General features: G+C 72.2%; 18 protein-coding genes and 1 riboswitch. Of the genes, 11 read left to right on the forward strand and 7 right to left on the reverse strand.

All coding sequences use genetic code 11. The features are described 5' to 3' along the window. Nucleotides 1-25 precede the first annotated feature (25 nt). Both ACSQ2D_RS19800 and ACSQ2D_RS19805 read right to left on the reverse strand, forming a co-directional pair. A complete protein-coding gene (locus ACSQ2D_RS19800; protein WP_435987623.1) occupies nt 26-1480 on the reverse strand; it encodes an LLM class flavin-dependent oxidoreductase in 1455 nt (484 codons plus the stop codon). A 20-nt stretch (nt 1481-1500) separates the two neighbouring features. Then, nucleotides 1501-1935, reverse strand: coding sequence for an ATP-binding protein (locus ACSQ2D_RS19805; RefSeq protein ID WP_435987624.1), 435 nt, complete (start codon nt 1933-1935; stop codon nt 1501-1503). Between the two features lie 395 nt (nt 1936-2330). On the opposite strand from ACSQ2D_RS19805, the gene ACSQ2D_RS19810 reads away from it, so the two are divergent. Continuing rightward, entirely contained in the window at nt 2331-3041 is a 711-nt protein-coding gene (locus ACSQ2D_RS19810; RefSeq protein ID WP_435987625.1) for a PadR family transcriptional regulator, read from the forward strand. A 45-nt stretch (nt 3042-3086) separates the two neighbouring features. Here the strand turns inward: ACSQ2D_RS19810 and ACSQ2D_RS19815 are convergent, their stop codons facing one another. Continuing rightward, nucleotides 3087-3593 (reverse strand): nitroreductase family deazaflavin-dependent oxidoreductase, encoded by a 507-nt coding sequence (locus ACSQ2D_RS19815; RefSeq protein ID WP_435987626.1) that lies wholly within the window; start codon nt 3591-3593, stop codon nt 3087-3089. 56 nt (nt 3594-3649) lie between these two features. Between ACSQ2D_RS19815 and ACSQ2D_RS19820 the strand changes: the two genes are divergently transcribed. Next, complete coding sequence (locus ACSQ2D_RS19820; protein WP_435987627.1) at nt 3650-5164, forward strand: cobyric acid synthase; 1515 nt, start codon at nt 3650-3652, stop codon at nt 5162-5164. Further along, nucleotides 5161-6537 (forward strand): precorrin-6A synthase (deacetylating), encoded by a 1377-nt coding sequence (gene cobF, locus ACSQ2D_RS19825; RefSeq protein ID WP_435987628.1) that lies wholly within the window; start codon nt 5161-5163, stop codon nt 6535-6537. The genes ACSQ2D_RS19820 and cobF overlap by 4 nt, the downstream gene beginning before the upstream one ends. 5 nt (nt 6538-6542) lie before the next feature. Here cobF and ACSQ2D_RS19830 read toward each other — a convergent pair whose 3' ends face one another. Then, nucleotides 6543-7118 (reverse strand): dienelactone hydrolase family protein, encoded by a 576-nt coding sequence (locus tag ACSQ2D_RS19830; RefSeq protein ID WP_435987629.1) that lies wholly within the window; start codon nt 7116-7118, stop codon nt 6543-6545. Nucleotides 7119-7179: 61 nt separating this feature from the next. On the opposite strand from ACSQ2D_RS19830, the gene ACSQ2D_RS19835 reads away from it, so the two are divergent. The 4 genes from ACSQ2D_RS19835 to ACSQ2D_RS19850 all read left to right on the forward strand — a co-directional run bounded on the left by ACSQ2D_RS19835 (nt 7180) and on the right by ACSQ2D_RS19850 (nt 8876). Next, the gene (locus ACSQ2D_RS19835; RefSeq protein ID WP_435987630.1) at nt 7180-7773 is read left to right on the forward strand and encodes a helix-turn-helix domain-containing protein; all 594 of its coding nucleotides are present in this window, start codon (nt 7180-7182) and stop codon (nt 7771-7773) included. Then, nucleotides 7770-8141: a VOC family protein gene (locus tag ACSQ2D_RS19840; protein ID WP_435987631.1), complete on the forward strand. Its 372-nt coding sequence runs from the start codon at nt 7770-7772 to the stop codon at nt 8139-8141. Before ACSQ2D_RS19835 ends, ACSQ2D_RS19840 begins: the two co-directional genes overlap by 4 nt. Before the next feature lie 67 nt (nt 8142-8208). Then, complete coding sequence (locus ACSQ2D_RS19845) at nt 8209-8691, forward strand: DUF2510 domain-containing protein (protein WP_435987632.1); 483 nt, start codon at nt 8209-8211, stop codon at nt 8689-8691. Nucleotides 8692-8735: 44 nt separating this feature from the next. Further along, on the forward strand, nt 8736-8876 hold the full coding sequence (locus ACSQ2D_RS19850) for a hypothetical protein (protein ID WP_435987633.1): 141 nt from the start codon (nt 8736-8738) through the stop codon (nt 8874-8876). Nucleotides 8877-8953: 77 nt separating this feature from the next. On the opposite strand, the gene cobN is transcribed toward ACSQ2D_RS19850, so the two are convergent. Continuing rightward, nucleotides 8954-12607, reverse strand: a complete 3654-nt coding sequence (gene cobN / locus ACSQ2D_RS19855) for a cobaltochelatase subunit CobN (protein WP_435987634.1) — start codon at nt 12605-12607, stop codon at nt 8954-8956. Nucleotides 12608-12648: 41 nt separating this feature from the next. Further along, nucleotides 12649-12792: riboswitch (cobalamin riboswitch) on the reverse strand. 20 nt (nt 12793-12812) lie between these two features. Here cobN and ACSQ2D_RS19860 point away from each other — a divergent pair. The 4 genes from ACSQ2D_RS19860 (at nt 12813) to ACSQ2D_RS19875 (ending at nt 16885) form a co-directional block, all read left to right on the forward strand. Continuing rightward, nucleotides 12813-13955, forward strand: a complete 1143-nt coding sequence (locus ACSQ2D_RS19860) for a precorrin-3B synthase (protein ID WP_435987635.1) — start codon at nt 12813-12815, stop codon at nt 13953-13955. Beyond that, on the forward strand, nt 13946-14614 hold the full coding sequence (locus tag ACSQ2D_RS19865; RefSeq protein ID WP_435987636.1) for a precorrin-8X methylmutase: 669 nt from the start codon (nt 13946-13948) through the stop codon (nt 14612-14614). The genes ACSQ2D_RS19860 and ACSQ2D_RS19865 overlap by 10 nt, the downstream gene beginning before the upstream one ends. After that, nucleotides 14611-16140: a precorrin-2 C(20)-methyltransferase gene (locus ACSQ2D_RS19870; protein ID WP_435987637.1), complete on the forward strand. Its 1530-nt coding sequence runs from the start codon at nt 14611-14613 to the stop codon at nt 16138-16140. Before ACSQ2D_RS19865 ends, ACSQ2D_RS19870 begins: the two co-directional genes overlap by 4 nt. Before the next feature lie 202 nt (nt 16141-16342). Continuing rightward, nucleotides 16343-16885, forward strand: coding sequence for a GNAT family N-acetyltransferase (locus ACSQ2D_RS19875; protein ID WP_435987638.1), 543 nt, complete (start codon nt 16343-16345; stop codon nt 16883-16885). Between the two features lie 208 nt (nt 16886-17093). Here ACSQ2D_RS19875 and ACSQ2D_RS19880 read toward each other — a convergent pair whose 3' ends face one another. Then, on the reverse strand, nt 17094-17693 hold the full coding sequence (locus ACSQ2D_RS19880) for a GNAT family N-acetyltransferase (protein WP_435987639.1): 600 nt from the start codon (nt 17691-17693) through the stop codon (nt 17094-17096). Nucleotides 17694-18192: 499 nt separating this feature from the next. Next, a complete protein-coding gene (locus tag ACSQ2D_RS19885) occupies nt 18193-18471 on the reverse strand; it encodes a GNAT family N-acetyltransferase (RefSeq protein ID WP_435987640.1) in 279 nt (92 codons plus the stop codon).

Consider the following 18471-nt stretch of genomic DNA (forward strand, 5'->3'; position numbering starts at 1 on the left):
CGCCACCCTAGTGGCCGGGCTGGGGTCATCCGAACGCGGTCGCGAGCGGGGCGAGGGCCAGCACGTCGTCGGGACCGCCGAGCCCGACCGGTGCGACGAAGGCGGTCGTGATGCCGAGGTCGGCGAGGCCCGCGAGCCGGGCTGCGTGCTCGGTCGCCGTGCCGGCGTGGTGCCGGGCCGCGAAGGCCGCTGCGGGGGTGCGGCCGCGATGTCGCTCGACGCGGGCCCAGACGTCGTCGCGGTCCCGGCCGACGAGCGGCAGGTCGAGGACCGTCGCGTGCACGGTCGCCGGGTCCCGGCCGGTCTGCCCCACTAGGGCCAGATAGCGCACCAGCTTGGCGAGACCCACATCGTCGGACGGGACGTTGCAGCCGTCGCCGAGCCGGGCCGCGATGCGCAGCGTCCGGTCGCCGCCACCACCCACGATGACCGGGATGTCGCCGACCGGCCGGGGGTACGACGTCGTCTCGGGCAGCGAGACCCGCTGTCCGGCATACGGCTTGGTGCCGGGCGCCCAGAGCGCCTTCATCGTCTCGATGCCCTGCTCCAACGCGTCGAGTCGCGCTCGCGCAGAAGGGAACCCGAGGCCGTATGCCGCGTGCTCGCGTTCCCACCATCCCGCACCGACCCCGACGAAGGCCCTTCCACCCGTGATGGCCGACAGCGACGCCGCGGCCTTGGCGGTGACGCCCGGGGCACGGAAGGTGACGGGCGTGACGAGGGTGCCGAGCTGCAGACGGGTCGTCGAAGCCGCCAGGGCGCCGAGAGTCACCCACGGCTCCGGGATCGGGTCCCACGCGCGGCCCACCTGCGGGATCTGGATGAGGTGGTCCATGAGAGCGAGGCCGGCTAGCCCGGCCTCTTCGGCGGCGGCAGCCATCACGCGCAGCCACGTGAGCAGGTCACCCTCGGCGGGGAAGCGCGAGAGCTGGAGCACGACGCCGTGCAGACCCGAAGGCTCGGCGGATGCCACTGGCGCGCGGGCGGGTTCGGCCGTTGGACGGTCTGCATCCTGCTCCTCCGGCGCGACCCTCACGACCTGCCAACCCTCGCCCTCGAGCAGGTCGACCGTCGCCGCGACAGCGGCGAGCTGGCTCGTGAGGACGCGCGCCGGGACGGGGCGGTCCCGGGCCGCGTTGCGCGCACGACATACGGCCGCGGTGGTGTCGATCACGACGGCGACGGCCGGGAGTCCCGCGGCCAGCGCGGCGTCCCGCCAGGCGCGGCGGCGGGCAGTGTCGGTGCCGAGGGTGTCGACGACGGTCGTCAGGCGTCGCCCGAGGCGGGCGGCGACGACCTGCTCGAGCAGCGCGAAGGCATCGGAGGAGGCGTCGAGGTCGTGCTCGCCGCTGCCGACGACGGCTCGCAGCGCATCGGACGAGACCACCTCGGCGGCGCGGTAGTGCGAGGCCGCCCACGTCGACTTGCCCGAGCCGGAGGCGCCGACGAGCACGACGAGCGCCGGGTCGGGGAGGGACACGGCGCGGACAGCCCGTCGGCTCAGTGCGAGCGGCGGCGCGAGGGGCCGCCGAGTGAGGCCCAGACGGTGCGGCCGTGGGGCTCCTCGATGACGCCCCACTCGTGCGCGAGCGAGCGGACGATGCGCAGCCCCCGGCCACCGGGGGCCCACATGGTCGGCGGGGCGGGGCGCGGGGCGGTCGGGCCGCCACCGTCGGAGACCTCGACCTCCACGACGTTGTTCTTGACCTTCCAGTGGATGCGGATCGCACCGTCGGAGAGGGGTTTTGCGTGGCGGATGGCGTTGGCGACGAGCTCACTGACGACGATCTCGGCCTCGTCGATGACCTCCGGCGAGACCTCGCGGGCCACGAGGTCCTCGACGAGCTCCTTGCGGATCCGGGGAGCCGCGGATGGGGCCCACTGGATGCGGACCGTGCGCTTCTCGCCCAGCGGAACGGCTGGGACGTTGCTCATGGATCTCCTCGCGATCGCGTTGGCTCGTCGGGCGTCCACGGTGATGTGGGACGCCGAGCCGCTCCCCTGTGTGCTCGCCACGTCAGTCCTCCTCACGGGCGATTCGCATGCCCCCGTCGTCGAACGCTAACGAAACCAGCGCCGTACCTCAATGAAGTGTGAGTTTTTCCCGTGGCGCTGACCTGCTGATTCGTCCGTATCCAGACATCTAGCGAATGTCGTAGAGGCCCGGATACGGCCGAAGTGTGGACTCGCGCTTCGGGAGCTCGCACACCCACCCACGCCCTTACCCACTCGAGGACGTCCTCTACAGACGCTTGCGCGGTGAACAGTCGCGATATATCGTCGACCTATCGCGACTGTTCGTGAGTCGCGTTCGTAGAAGGAGAATCACCATGCACGGACACCACCACCACCGACGTGAGTCCGGCTGGGACGGCAGCTGGGGCGGCGGCTGGGGCGGCCAGGGCAACGGCCCCGGCTTCGGACCCGGTCGAGGCCCCTGGGGCGGCCCCGGAGGACCTGGCCCCGGCGGCCGTGGCCGACCCGGCCCACCCCCGTGGGTCGCCGACCTCGTCCGCCACTTCGGCGGACCCGGCTTCGGCGCCGAGTTCGGCGGACGTCGCGGACCCCGCGCCCGACGCGGCGACGTCCGCGCCGCCATCCTCGACGTCCTCGCGGGCGACGAGATGAACGGCTACCAGCTCATCCAGCAGATCTCCGAGCGCACCGGCGGCGCGTGGAAGCCGAGCCCCGGCTCGGTCTACCCGACCGTCCAGCAGCTCGAGGACGAAGGCCTCGTCGAGGGCCGCGACGTCGAGGGCCGGCGGCTGCTGCGCCTCACCGACGCCGGTCGCACCTACGTCGAGGAGAACGCCGAGGAGATGGCCGCCACCTGGCGGCCCTTCGAGGAGTCCACCGAGGAGGAGGCGCCCCGGCCGTCCGGCGGCACCAACGACCTCATGCCCCTCGTCGGCCAGGTCATGGGCGGCATGTGGCAGGTCGTCACGACCGGCACGTCGCAGCAGCGGGCGGAGGCGGCGGAGATCCTCACGGAGACCCGGCGCAAGCTCTACCGCCTGCTCGCCGACGGCGACCCGGAGTAGGCCGAAGCGGCACTCCGTGCGCCCGACCCTGCACCCCGAGCGCGTTCAGTCGCGCTCGGGGTGCAGCACGAAGAAGCCGAGGTCGCGCCCACCCGCGCGCTCCTCGTATGCCGTGTAGCCGCGGTAGAAGTCGAGCGCCGCCTCGCGCACGCGCTCCTTCTCGGGCCCCTGCACCTGCTCGGCCCGGACGCGGTGCGTGACGCCGTCGACCTCGAGCGAGGCCAGCGGGTGGGCGCGGAGGTTGAAGTACCACGCCGGCGGCTTCACCGAGCCGTAGTGCGAGGCGATGACGCCCCAGCCGTCGTCGAGGGGCACGACGAGCAGCGGCACGGTGCGCGGCTGTCCCGAGCGGGCACCGGTCGTCGTCAGCATCCCGACGGGCACGGCGGCGAGCCACTGGCTCGGCGCGGTGCGCCCGGGCGCGACCCGGCGGGCCAGCAGGTCGAGGCGGTGCAGCGTGCGCTTCGAGACCCAGGCGCCGGGCCTGGACGCGACGACCCGCCGCAGGGCCCGCTGGGCGCCGTTGGCCTCGTCATGGTGGCGCAGCTCCATGCCTGCAGCGTAGGACCCGTCGGTGTCGGGCGGGCCTCGTCCGGCAGGATGGTCAGGTGCCCTCGCCCGCCCCCTCCGGCCTCCTCGTCGCCGGCACGTCGTCCGACGCCGGCAAGTCCGTCATCGTCGCCGGCCTGTGCCGCGCCCTCGCACGCCGCGGTGTGCGGGTCGCCCCGTTCAAGGCGCAGAACATGTCGAACAACTCGATGGTCTGTCTCGACGGCGGAGAGATCGGCCGGGCGCAGTGGCTTCAGGCCGTCGCGGCCCGGGTCGAGCCGACGACGGCGATGAACCCCGTCCTGCTCAAGCCCGGCACCGACCGCCGGTCGTTCATCGTCGTGCGCGGTGAGCCGGCCGGCACGCTCGAGGCGGGGCAGTATGCCGCCGGGCGGGCCCATCTGGCCGACGCCGCCTTCGCGGCCTACCGCGAGCTCGCCGACGCCTACGAGCTCGTCGTGTGCGAGGGCGCGGGCTCCCCCGCCGAGATCAACCTCCGCTCGGGCGACTACGTCAACATGGGGCTGGCGCGCGAGTTCGGCCTGCCGGTCGTCGTCGTCGGCGACATCGACCGCGGCGGCATCCTCGCCTCGCTCTACGGCACGTGGGCGCTCCTCGACGAGGACGACCGCGCACTCCTGAAGTCCTTCGTCATCAACAAGTTCCGCGGCGACGTGTCAGTGCTGGAGCCGGGACTCGACACCATCACCGACCGCACCGGCGTGCCGTTCCACGGCGTCATCCCGTGGCTCCTCGACGTGTGGCTCGACAGCGAGGACACCCTCGAGGTCGGTCACTGGCGGGCCTCGACCGCACTGTCGGCGACCTCGCGGGACCGGCTCAAGGTGGCCGTCATCCGGCTGCCCCGCATCTCGAACGCCACCGACGTCGACGCCCTTGCTGCCGAGCCCGGCGTCGACGTCCTCGTGACGATCGACCCGGCCGTCGCCGACGCGGCAGACCTCCTCGTCCTGCCCGGATCCCGTTCGACCGCAAGCGATCTCGAGTGGCTGCGCGAGCGCGGCCTTGCTGAGGTCGTCGACCGCCGCGTCGCGGCCGGACGCCCCGTGCTCGGCGTGTGCGGCGGCTACCAGATGCTCGGGCACGAGATCGAGGACGACATCGAGGGCCGCGTCGGGGTCGTACCGGGCCTCGGACACCTGCCCGTGCGCGTCGAGTTCGGCGCGTCGAAGGTGCTCGCGCGGCCCGACGGGGCCTGGGGCGACCACGCCGTGGACACGGCCTACGAGATCCACCACGGCATCGCACGACGCCTGCCCCTTGACGACGTGCGAGCGACGGATCCCGCTGTGGCACAGGGCTTCCTGGACGGCTGGAACGTCGGCCAGGTGTGGGGCACGATGTGGCACGGTGCCTTCGAGAGCGACACTTTCCGTCGCGCGTGGCTCGCGGAGGTCGCCCGCGCGGCAGGATCGGAGTGGCAGCCGCACGCCGACGCCCCGGGCTTCGCGGAGCGACGGGAGCGAATGCTCGACACCCTCGCCGACGCCCTCGAGGAGCACGTCGACATCGACGGCCTCCTCTCCTTCACCCGGATCGGAGCGACCCCGTGATCGAGCGCATCCGCGTCATCGGGATCGGCATGGGCGACCCCGGTCACGTGACCGGGGAGGCGGCTCGCGCCCTGGCCACCGTCGACGTCTTCCTCGTCGCCGACAAGGGCGACGTGAAGTCCGACCTCGTCGCCGCCCGGCAGGCCGTGTGCGACGCCCTCATCCCGGCCGACCACGCGTACCGCGTCGTGGAGGTCACCGACCCGCGACGCGGGCCGGACGCCGAACGCGACGCGACGGCATACGACCGCGGGGTGCGGGACTGGCACGCGGCACGGGTCGACGCGTACGCGGAGGTCATCGACGGGCTCGACGCCGGTGAGACGACCGTCGGCTTCCTCGTGTGGGGCGACCCGGCGTTCTACGACTCGACGATCCGGGTCGTCGACGCGCTCGTCGAGCGGTACGCCGCAGCCGGGATCACCGTCGAGCACGACGTCATCGCCGGGATCAGCGCGCCGCAGCTGCTCGCTGCGCGCCACCGGATCCCGCTCAACCGCATCGGCGCCCCGATCCACATCACGACCGGCCGGCGGCTCGTCGACGAGTACGACCCGGCGCTCGGCGACGTCGTCGTCATGCTCGACGGGCACCTCGCCTGCGCGGAGCTCGCCGGCGTCTTCCCCGACCTCGAGCTCTGGTGGGGCGCCTACCTCGGCACGCCCGACGAGCTGCTCGTGCACGGCCGTCTGGCCGACGTCGTCGACGAGGTGCGCCGGCTGCGTGCCGAGGCCCGCGAGCGCCACGGCTGGGTCATGGACACCTACCTGCTGCGGCCACCTGCGGACGCGCCGGCCGGGCTTGGGCCGAGCCCCTTCCCGGAGACCGAGCCGATGGGCGACGGGGTGGTGACGGTGCGGCCGATCACCGCTGCCGACTGGGAGATCGTGCGGGACGAGCACAACAACGAGGAGTCGCTGCGCTGGGACTTCGCGGGCCGGCCGCTGACCGACGACGAGGCGCGACGCAGGGCGGCCTCGGCCGCGATCGAGTGGCGCCGCGGACGGGCGGCGCGCTTCGTCATCGTCGACGCCGCCTCCGGTGAGGGCGCGGGCGTCATCGGCATCATGCGGATGGGCCCGCCCGGCACCGGCCTCGTCGGCTACGGCGTGCTGCCCGCCTTCCGCGGGCGCGGCTTCACGACCCGGGCCCTGCGGCTCGTGTCGCGGTGGGCGCTCGAGGAGACGGGGCTCGCCCGGCTCGAGCTCGGGCACAAGGTGGGCAACGAGGCCTCCGGTCGGGTGGCCGCGAAGGCCGGCTTCCGCGCCGAGGGACGGCTCAGCGGTCGCCTGCCCAACCCGGACGGCACCCGGTCCGACGAGATCTACTACTCCCTGACGCGCGAGGCCCTCCGGGCCGAAGCCCGGGACTGACCTCCTCAGACCCGGTCGAGGAAGTCGAGGACGCGCTGCTGCACGAGGGCGGCTGCCTCGGGGTCGTAGGCCGTCGAGCTCGCGTCGGCGAAGAGGTGGCCGCAGCCGGCATACGTGAAGAGCTCGCCGTCCTCGGCCGCCGCGACGACGGCGCGGGCCGCGTCGACGTCACCCTCGTCCATGAAGAACTCGTCGGCCTCGCCGCCGTGGATCTGGACGGGGACGCCGGCGGGCCAGTCGGGCGCGAACTCGCCGAGCGGGATGGCCGAGTCGAGCAGGATCGCGCCGCGTGCACCCGGTCGGGTCTGGGCGAGCCGCTGCACCGCCATGACCCCGAGGGAGAAGCCGGCGTAGACGAGGTCGTCGGGCAGGCCGTCGGCCGCGGCCACTCCCTGCTCCTGGAGGGCTCCGAAGCCGATCGACCGCGCCCTGGCCATCCCCTCGTCGAGGGTCGCGAAGCTCTCCCCGCCGTAGAGGTCGGGCGTGTGGACGGTGTGGCCCGCGGCGCGCAGGGCGTCGGCGAAGGCGAGGAAGCCCGGGGTCTGGCCCTGGGCGTGGTGGAGGAGGAGGACGTCGGCCATGCTTGCTCCTGTGCTCGATGGTTTCCCTGCTGTTGATCCAACAATCTAGACTGATCCAACAATGTCGATCAATAGCCCGCAGCTGCCTGACTACGAGCTCCCCGACGCGGTGGAGCTGACGACACCTGCCCAGCTGCGGGCGATCGCCGACCCGCTGCGCTCCTCGCTCCTCGACCTCGTGCTCGAGCGGGCGGCCACCGTGGCCGAGCTGGCCGCCGCCGTCGGCCGGCCCAAGAGCACCGTCGCCCACCACGTCGGCGTGCTCGTCGACGCCGGGATGCTGCGGGTCGTGCGGACCCGCCGCGTGCGCGCCATCGACGAGCGCTACTACGGACGCACCGGGCGCACCATCACCATCGGCGTCGCCCGCCACCCCGGCGACCCGACGGTCCCCGTCTGCGTCAACGGTCTCTCGGTCGCCGCTGCCGAGTCGGTGCCTGCCCACGAGGACGACACGCTCTACTCGACGCTCCGGCACGTCCGGATCCCGAGGGAGAGCGCGTCGGAGTTCTGGCGCCGCGTCGAGGGGCTCGTGCGCGAGTTCACCGCCCTGCCGCGCTCCGGCGACACGGTCTACGGCCTCGCCGTCGGCCTCTACCCCACCGACCAGCCCGTCCTCCCCGAGGCTGCGCCGACCGACGAGGAGAAGTCATGACGGACCGGCCACGCCCCCTTCGGGTCAGCGCCGTGTCGCTCGACTGCGCCGACCATGGGGCGCTCGCGGCGTTCTACGCAGAGCTCTTCGACGGCACCGTGCTCTGGTCGCACGACGGCGCCTCCGCCGTCGACGTCGGCGGCCTGGTCCTCGTGGCCCAGGCGGTCGGGGACCATCACGAGCCGACGTGGCCCGACCACTCGATCGTGCACCTCGACGTCACCGTCGACGTCGAGGACCTCGACGCCCAGACCCAGCGCGCCGTGCGCCTCGGGGCACGCCGTGCGGACCCGCAGCCCGACGACCGCTGGCGCGTGCTGCTCGACCCCGCCGGCCACCCGTTCTGCCTGACGCCCTTCGCTCCCTGACAAAACGCGCAGACGTGGGCGCGTCCCGACATACGCTCGGACTCTCACGATGCTGAGGAGCTCGAGCATGAACGAGGGACCTTTTGCTCCCCCCGGCTGGTACCCGGCCGGTGAGGGCGAGCGCTACTGGGACGGTCGCGCCTGGACACCCCACACCCGCCCGCCCATGGACCCGCCGGTGGCGGCGACGGACGCCCACGGGCTGCCCCACAGCCCCGCGAACGCGCCGTGGGGACACGCCGACTGGCCGCCCCCGTCGCGCCCATCCGGTCCGGCCGCCCCGGCCGGCACACCGGTCTACTACACGCAGGTCGCCCCGAAGAACCCGGCCGTCGCCGTCCTCGCGTCCTTCTTCATGCCCGGTCTCGGCAGCATGATCAACGGTGATGTCGCCAAGGGGGTCGGGATCCTCATCGGCTACTTCGTGAGCTGGCTGTTCGTGATCGTCCTCGTCGGGATCGTCGGGGTGCTCGGCTTCTGGGTCTGGGGCATGGTCGACGCCTACCAGGGCGCACGGCGCTGGAACGCCGCCCACGGCATACTCAGCTAGCGCGATTCGCTGCCGCAACGGCGCCGCCGGAGGAGACTCGGAGGATGGCGCGACGAAACCTCAAGTGCCTCATCCTCGGCCACCGCTACACGCGGTTGAAGCTGAAGGGACGCACGATCCTGACCTGCAAGCGGTGCGGCGACATCGACGTCGTCGAGCACGACATGCGCGGCCTGCAGTTCTGACCCCCGACGCTCGGGACCGCCCGACGCGGGCACGGCCGACGTCCCCGCCGGGCCCGCCGCAGGTCGAGCCGGCCAGGTCAGTCCTCGAGGTCGCCCTCGACGTCGAGGTAGACCTGCTGCAGGTCCGCGAGGAGCCCGGGGTCCGGCTCCTCCCAGAGCCCGCGGTCGACGGCCTCGTGCAGCCGCTCGATCATCCCGTGCAGCGCCCATGGGTTCGCGTGCTGGAGGAAGTCGCGGTTCTCCTTGTCGAGCACGTACGTCTGGGCCAGCTGCTCGTACATCCAGTCCGTCACGACGCCGGCCGTCGCGTCGAAGCCGTAGAGGTAGTCGACGGTCGCCGCGAGCTCGAAGGCGCCCTTGTAACCGTGCCGCCGCATCGCCGCGATCCAGCGCGGGTTGACGACGCGCGCGCGGAAGACGCGCGCCGTCTCCTCGGTGAGGCTGCGGGTGCGCACCGAGTCCGGCGTCGTCGAGTCGCCGACGTACGCCTTGGGCTCGCGCCCGGTGAGCGCGCGCACCGTCGCGACCATGCCGCCGTGGTACTGGAAGTAGTCGTCGCTGTCGGCGATGTCGTGCTCGCGCGTGTCGATGTTCTTCGCGGCGACGTCCATCCGCGCGTACGTGCGCTCCATGTCGGCCCGAGCAGGTATGCCGTCCAGCTCGCGCCCGTAGGCGAAGCCGCCCCACGTCGCGTACACCTCCGCGAGGTCGGCGTCCGAGCGCCAGTTGCCCGACTCGATGAGCGGGAGGATGCCGGCGCCGTAGGAGCCGGGCTTGCTGCCGAAGATCCGGGTCGTCGCGCGGCGGGCGTCGCCGTGCTCGGCGAGGTCGCCCGCGACGTGCGCCCGGAGGTAGTTGTCGTCGGGTGACTCGTCGAGGTCGGCGACGAGCTGCACGGCGTCGTCGAGCATCGCGATGACGTGCGGGAAGGCGTCGCGGAAGAAGCCGGAGATGCGGACCGTGACGTCGATGCGTGGGCGACCGAGCTCGGCGAGCGGGATCGCGTCGAGGCCGACGACCCGGCGCGACATCTCGTCCCAGCGGGGCCGCACGCCGAGGAGCGCGAGCACCTCGGCGATGTCGTCGCCCGACGTGCGCATCGCCGACGTGCCCCACACCGAGAGGCCGACCGAGCGTGGCCACTCGCCCGTGTCGGCGCGGTGCCGGGCGAGCAGGTCGTCGGCGAGGAGCTGCCCCGTCTCCCAGGCGAGTCGGCTCGGGATCGCCTTGGGGTCGACGGAGTAGAAGTTGCGGCCGGTCGGCAGCACGTTGACGAGGCCACGCAGGGGCGACCCCGACGGACCGGCCGGCACGTAGCCGCCGTCGAGCGCATGGAGCACCGCGTCGATCTCGCCCGTCGTGGCGCGCAGCCGCGGGACGACCTCTCGGCACGCGAAGGCCAGCGAACGGCATACGCCATCGGTGTCGACCTGCGGGTCGGGACCCAGCCGGTCGCGCACGATGCCGGGCACGGCGGCCTCGTCCCAGCCGGCTTCGGCGAGAGCGGCGACGAGCGCGCTCGCCTGCTCCTCGGCATCGTCCACGGACGAGCGCTCGGCGTGCCCCTCACTCAGGCCGAGCGCCGTCCGCAGTCCAGGCACCGCGCCGACCGCGCCGGCGAACACCTGGTTGGCCCGCAGGATCGCGAGCACGAGGTTGGCGAGGCCCTCCCCCGTGGGGGCCTCGCCAAGGACGTGGAGGCCGTCCCGGATCTGGACGTCCTTGACCTCGCAGAGCCAGCCGTCGACGTGCATGACGAACTCGTCGAACTCGTCGTCGCCGGGGCGCTCGTCGAGACCGAGGTCGTGGTGCATCTGCGCGGACTGGATGAGGGTCCAGATCTCGGCCCGCAGCGCCGGCGCCTTCGCCGGGTCCATGACGGACACGTTGCCGTACTCGTCGAGGAGCTGCTCGAGTCGGGCGATGTCGCCGTAGGACTCGGCGCGCGCCATCGGCGGCACGAGGTGGTCGACGATCGTCGCGTGGGCGCGGCGCTTGGCCTGGCTGCCCTCGCCGGGGTCGTTGACGAGGAAGGGGTAGACGAGGGGGATCCCGCCGATCGTCGCGTCGGGCCCGCACGCTGCGGACAGCGCGAGGTTCTTGCCGGGAAGCCACTCGAGGTTGCCGTGCTTGCCCATGTGGACGACGGCGTGGGCGCCGAACTCCCTTGCGAGCCAGTCGTAGACGGCGAGGTAGTGGTGTGTCGGCGGCAGGTCTGGGTCGTGGTAGATCGCGATCGGGTTCTCGCCGAAGCCGCGCGGGGGCTGGACGAGGACGACGACGTTGCCGGCGCGGATGCTCGCCGCGACGAGCTCGCCGTCGGGGTCGGTGTGACGGTCGACGAAGACCTCGCCGGGCGCCTCGCCCCAGTGCTTCGCGACGGCGGTGCGCAGCTCGTCGGGCAGCGCGTCGAAGTGCTCGCGGTAGCGGGCGGCCGGGATGCGCACCGGCTGGCCGCTCAGCTGCTCCTGGGTCAGCCAGTCCTCGTCCTGCCCACCGGCCTCGATGAGCGCGTGGATGAGGGCGTTGCCCGCGGTCGTGTCGGGCGTCTCGCCGTCGACGGGCTCGAGCGGTCCGGTGCCGGGGATGTCGCCCGGCTCGCCGAGGTCGTAGCCGGCGTCGCGCATGGCCCGCAGCAGCCGGATGATCGAGACGGGGGTGTCGAGGCCGACGGCGTTGCCGATGCGCGAGTGCTTCGACGGGTACGCCGAGAGGACGATCGCGATGCGCCGCTCGGCGGGCGGGGTGTGGCGCAGGCGGGCGTGGTTGACGGCCAGCGTCGCGAGGCGCGCGCAGCGCTCTGGGTCGGGCACGTAGTGCGGCAGGCCGTCGGCGTCGGTCTCCTTGAAGGAGAAGACCCCTCCGATGATGCGACCGTCGAACTCCGGCACGGCGACCTGCGTCGCCACGTCGAGCGGGCTCATCCCGTCGTCGCTCGCGTCCCACTGGTCGCGGCTCCACGTCAGGCAGAGGCCCTGGATGATCGGCACGTCGAGAGCCGCCAGCGCCTGCACGTCCCAGGCCTCGTCGTCCTCGCCGGCACTGGCGGTGCCCGGCTTCGTGCCGCCCGCCGCAAGGACGGTCGTGACGAGCACGTCGTATGCCGTGAGGTGCTCGAGCAGGTCGGCCGGGGCGTCGCGCAGCGAGGACACGTGCACGGGGACTCCGACGCCGCCGGCGGCGTCGACGGCGTCGGCGAGGGCGTGGACGTAGGCGACGTTCTCGGCGGCGAACTGGGCACGGTAGAAGAGGATCCCGACGCGGGGACGGGAGTGGACGCCGACAGCCGGCTCGGGCTCGGGACGGTCGAGGACTCCCCACGTCGGCAGGGGGACAGGCGGCTCGAAGCCCTCGCCCGTCATGAGGAGCGTGTCGCCGAGGAAGGCGTGCAGCTCCCGGAGGTTGGCGGCGCCGCCCTCGGCGAGGTAGCGATGGGCCTCGGCGACGACGCCGGGCGCGACCGTCGAGAGCTCCATGAGCGCGGCGTGCGGCGTCTGCTCACCACCGAGGACGACCATCGGCGTGTCCGTGGCCCGGATCCGGCGGAAGCCCTCGCAGAGGTCCTGGGGGCCGCCGAGGATGCGCGCCACGACGATGTCGGCGGCCTCGATGGCCTCGGCCATCGAGGTGTGGCCGGGCCGTGACGGGTTGGCGAGCAGGTAGTCGGCGCCGCTCCCGCGGGCACACAGCAGGTCGGTGTCAGACGTCGAGAGCAGCGCGATGCGCGTCACTGGAACTCCTCGGCGGGGTGTCCACGCCCCGCGGTCGAAAGGAAAGAGAAGCGCTGTCGGCAGTTCCTGACTCACCGCCTCCCTCACGGGTGGCGGCTCACAGTGGCGGGACCGTCCCGGATTCTCACCGGGTTCCTGGGTCGACGACGCTGGGCCCACCCTAGCCCGAGACGGCCGTCTTGCACTCGCGGGGCTCGGGCCTAGCATGTGCCGCGTGACCGCCCCGTCGAGCCGAGAGCACCGGGCAGGCGACGCCTGTCCCGGTGTGAGCCGACCCTTCGTGGCGGTCGATGGCTCCATCGTGCGGCTCCGTCCTGCTGGTCAGCCGGTGCGCATCGACGCACTGTCCACCCTCATGGACCTCGTTGCGGGACAATTGGATCCGTCGATCCAGCTGACCTCCCGCGGAGCTCTACAGCTGCGCGGACTTCCGGACCCGCTGACGCCGCGGATCCGTGAGTCGATCCGGGCGACCGGGCTCGTCCCATCGGCGATCCATGAGCTCGTGCGCAACGTCGTCGCGTCACCGCTCTCCGGTCTCGACGGCGCCGGGCACTGTGACGTGCGTCCCGTGACCCGCACCCTCGACGCTGCGTTGTGCGCCGATCCGGACCTCGCCCACCTCGGCGGTCGCTTCCTCTTCGTCCTCGACGACGGACGTGGTGACGTCGTGGGCGAGTCCTTCGACCTCGGCCTGATCGCCACCGGCCCGGGTCGCTGCGTCGTGCTGGCCGGGGGCACGGAGCGGGGCTGGGAGGTGCCGCTGGCAGCCGCGGTGCCTCGGCTGCTCGCGCTCGCTCACGAGTTCGTCCGGCAGTCTGGCGGCGACGAAACCGTCTGGCACGTCGGCGATCTCGCGGCGCCGCTCGGACCCGAGCCCACGGTCGGGCTCGACCTGCCGCGTCGACCGGAGCGACCTCTCGGGGCCGTCGGCGACCACGCCGTCGTCGCCGTGCCCCTGGGTCTGCTTCGACCCGACCACGTCGCCACGCTCGCGCAGGTCACGGATCGCGTGCTCGTCACCCCCTGGCGCTCGCTCGTCATCGAGAACGCCGCTGCGGCGCTGGCCGAGCTCGAAGCGGCCGGCCTCGTGACCCGCGCCGACTCCCCCTGGACGCGACTGCACGCCTGCACCGGCCTCCCCGGCTGCGCACGGTCCGCCCTGGACACCCGAGCCCTGGCCCGCGACCTCGCCCCCGTGCTTCCCGGCGGGCACCTCCCCGTGCACGTGAGCGGGTGCGAGCGTCGCTGCGGCACGCCCGCGACGGCATACGTCGACGTGCTGGCCCCACGCTCCACCGATGACGCCTTGTCCACCATCGCCCAGCAGGAGTCCTCATGGACGTGACCACCGAGACACGGCAGGCGCCGACGCGGCGCTACGACTACGTGACGGACGGGGAGGAGATCTACCGACGGTCGTTCGCGACGATCCGGGCCGAGGCCCGCCTCGACCACCTGCCCGAGGACGCCCGAGTCGTGGCCGTGCGGATGGTCCACGCGAGTGGCGACGTCGACCTCACCGAGCACATCGCCGTGCACCCCCGGCTCGTCACGGCCGCGCGGACAGCGCTGCGGGCCGGCGCCCCGATCCTCACCGACGCGCACATGATCGCCTCCGGGATCACGCGTGCCCGCCTGCCGCGGGACAACGAGGTCATCTGCACGCTGCGCGACGAGCGGGTGCCCGCACTCGCGAAGACCTGGGGCACCACTCGATCCGCGGCCGCCGTCTCGCTCTGGGGCGACCGCCTCCAGGGTGCCGTCGTCGCGATCGGCAACGCACCCACGGCCCTCTTCCACCTCCTCGAGACCATCGCCGACGGCGGACCGCGCCCGGCTGCCATCGTCGGGATCCCGGTCGGCTTCATCGGCTCCGCGGAGTCGAAGGTCGCCCTGGCCGAGAACCCCTTCGACATCCCGTGGCTCGTCGTCCACGGTCGGCGTGGCGGCTCCGCCCTGGCGGCGTCCGCCGTCAACGCGCTCGCCCGCGAGGAGGAGCTGTGACCGGCTGGCTCCGCGGCGTCGGCGTCGGGCCGGGCGATCCCGAGCTCGTCACGGTCAAGGCTGCGCGGCTCATCGGCGAGGCCGACGTCGTCGCCTTCCACAGCGGTCCGCGGGGCGACTCGATCGCGCGCCGCATCGCTGCCTCGTACTTCCGTGAGGGAGTCGTCGAGGTGCTTCTCGCCTACCCCGTCACCACGGGCACGACGGACCACCCCCTCGGCTACCACGGCCTCATGGCCGACTTCTACGACGAGTCAGCCGATCGCCTTGCAGGACATCTGGACTCGGGTCGCAACGTCGTCGTCCTGGCCGAGGGCGACCCGCTCTTCTACGGCACGTACATGTACCTCCACGACCGTCTCGCCGACCGTTACGACACCGCGGTCGTCCCGGGCGTCACGTCGGTCAGTGGGTCGGCGGCCGCCGTCGCCACCGGACTGTGCCGGCACGAGGACGTGCTGACGATCCTGCCGGGGACGCTCCCGGTGCCGGAGCTCGCACGGCGGCTCGCCGACACCGAGGCCGCCGTCGTCATGAAGCTCGGCCGCACGTTCGAGAACGTCCGGGAGGCCCTGCGCCAGGCCGGTCGCCTCGACGAGGCGCGCTACGTCGAACGGGCCAGCTCCGACGCCGAGCGCGTGCTGCCCGTCGCCGACGTCGACGCGTCGACCGTGCCGTACATGTCGATGGTCGTCGTCCCCGGTCGCGACCTGCGCGCCGATGCCGCCGGCCGTGCGGCGACCTCACTCACCGTCGATACTGCTGTCCCGCAAGGAGACCCGGAGGCGGATGTCCGGGGCGAGGTCGTCGTCATCGGCCTGGGCCCGGGTCCCGACCGCTGGCTCACACCGGAGGCGTCAACCGCTCTCGCCGAGGTCGGTCACGTCGTCGGCTACGCGCCCTACGTCAACCGCGTCCCTCAGCGCGAAGGTCTGACGCGCCATGCGTCAGGCAACAGCGTCGAGGTCGACCGCGCCCGGGACGCGCTCGAGCTGGCCCGCAAGGGCGAGCGCGTCGCCGTCGTCTCGGGCGGCGACGCCGGCGTCTTCGGGATGGCCTCCGCCGTCTTCGAGGCCGCCGAGACGTACGGCTACGCCGACGTGCCCGTCCGCGTCCTGCCCGGCGTCACCGCCGCGCAGGCCGTCGCCGCGCGTGCCGGCGCACCGCTGGGCGGCGACTTCGCGATCATGTCACTCTCCGACCGGCTCAAGCCGTGGGCCGTCATCGAGAAACGTCTGCGGGCGGCGGCGTCGGCCGACCTCGTCGTCGCCCTCTACAACCCCGCCTCACGCAGCCGGACCGAGCAGGTGTCCCGCGCCCGCGAGGTCTTCCTCGAGGAGCGCGACCCCGCGACCGTCGTCGTCGTCGGACGTGACGTCGGCCGAGCCGAGGAGTCGCTCACGGTGACGACCCTCGCCGAGCTCGACCCGGCAACGATCGACATGAAGTGCCTCGTCATCGTCTGCGCCTCCGGGACCCGTGTCACCGGCACCGGCCAGGTGTGGACACCCCGATACGTCAGCTGACCTCCAGACGTCGCGCGGCCCCAACCGTCCCATCCGGCCGATGAGAGGTCGCGGCAAGCGCTGGGTTCTCGGCCATGTCCCTCTAGCCGATGGCTCGCGAGGCACGCCGTCGCCACGGTAGGGGCGCAGCGGCTGGGCCTGCACCGACGACGGCGCGACTTGCGGTGACCTTCGGCTGCTCGCCGAGCTAGAGTCGCCCAACGTGACGACCCCGGGCCTCCAGCTCACCTCCCCCACGGCCGAGCTCGCCGAGCAGTTCCTGACCTGGCGCCACCGGCCCGACGTGACCCGCTGGTTCCTGCAGCAGCGCATCGACGACACTGAGGAGTACGTCGCCGACTGGGCGGCATACGACGACCGCGATCACCACCGGGTCGTGGCTGTCCTCGACGGCGTGATGGTCGGCCAGGCGACCTTGGGGGTCGTCGACGGGATGGGCCAGTCGGGTCACGAGGAGGAGTTTGTCGGCCGTGAGGGGCGCCTCTCGTACTTCGTGCACCCGGACCACGCGGGCCGGGGCATCGCGACGGCACTGGCGCGCGATGCGCTCGCGAATGCTTTCGGCCGGCTGGGGCTGCGCCGGGTCCAGGCCGGCTGCTTCGCAGACAATGTCGGGTCGTGGCGGGTGCTGGAGAAGCTGGGGATGCGGCGCGAGCAGCACGGGGTCAAGGACTCCTTCCACGCCGAGTTCGGCTGGGTCGACGGCTACACCTATGCGGTCCTTGCCGAGGAGTGGCCCGAATGAGCACCGGGCACGTCGGCAGATCTGCTGGTGCTGGACACCGTCCCCCTGACAGGGTCCGCGCCTGTCGGGATGCCCAACGCGAGTCGGCCCCAACTGTGCCCATCCCTCGAGAATGCGGCTCGGTCGAATGTCCGCGACTGCCGCGATCCGCGATGTCGTGCCGATGAGTGCGCCTTGAGTGGGACTGCGCATCTCACCACCGTGCACGCTAACGGTGCAGGAGATCGCGTCTCATCACCGGTCGGGTCGGGTAGGTGCGTCCGATCTCGGCAAACCCCGCCCGCCGGAACATGACGAGGGTTCCCGTGAAGACTGCGGATGGGGACGGGATGCGGGCGAGCCCGTCGGTGTCAACAGGGTGGCCGTCGAGTACCGACGCCCCGTGCTGCGCCGCCCAGTCGACAGCGGCATCGAGCAGAGCAACTCCGATGCCGCTGCCCCGGTGCTCGCGGCGAACCACGAAGCGGGAGACCCACCAGGCGTCGAGGTCTTCATCGAGGATGCGGGATAGTGCCCGGTGCTCGGCTATCCCAGGCAGCGTCGACCGCGGCACCGCCCGCGTCCAGCCGACGACGTTGTCATCGAGGTAGGCCAGCAGACCGACCGGAGGATCTGTTTGCTGGATCTCACGTTGCAGCGCGTCTCGGTTTGTGGGCTCGTCGTGCCGACGAAAGCGTTGACACCAGCACGATGTGGGGTCCTTCTCCCGAGGGCCGAAGACCCGTCCGAGTTGTGGCCATCTATCGGCAGTCGCCGGCACCACACGCACAGAGGTCATCGGTTCGAATCCCTCCTGCTGCACCACCACGTCTGTCCGTCGCTCTGCATCGACTGACAACGATGCTAGACCCACGACGACGACGGGCCCGTCGAATCACGTGCCCTCGCTGAGCTGAGTGACTCGCGGCGAGGGGATCGCGCTGGAGACGCTCTCATCCCGCCTTGAGGACGGGACGTCCGACCAAGGCGCAAGCAGAACGGATGGGCGGTGTCGCCGACAGGCGCTGATCAGGTGGATGCGGGCGGGAGCTCCGCTCCCCAGCCGTCGAACTCCGAATCGTGCCTTGCAGCGGCGCCATCGAGTTCCATCACCAGCGCGTCGAGTGTGCCGAGGTCGACGCTGGACACCAGCCTGGACGCCTGGACGTCAACTGACCTTCCGGCGCAGAAGCCCCGTCTTGGCAGAGGAGACCTGACTGTCCCACCCGGCTGCGGACAGCTCCTTCGCGAGCTGCGTCGCGGCCTCCGTTGCCAAGGTCCGCTCTTGCCGCGCGGAAGACGTTGCCCCTGTGACGCTTCGGCGCAGATCAGGTCAGGTCACCGCCGAAGATCAGCGCCGGGTCACCGTTCTTCTCCACCTCGCGCTCGAGCGAGAGTCCGATCGTGAGTGCCACTCGTTGGGACGCGACATGGTTCGGACGGATGATTGCGACCAGATGCTCGGCTCCGGAGTCCCGAGCAGCATCCCGCACTGCCGAGGCTGCTTCCGCGGCATAGCTGCGCTGGTTCCATTCGACCCAGCCGCTCGGACCGCGTGAGCCGCCGATGTCGAGCATGACGACGTTGGGCACGTCATCCCCGGTCAT

The organism is Terrabacter sp. LjRoot27, from assembly GCF_964254175.1.
Lineage (GTDB): Bacteria > Actinomycetota > Actinomycetes > Actinomycetales > Dermatophilaceae > Terrabacter.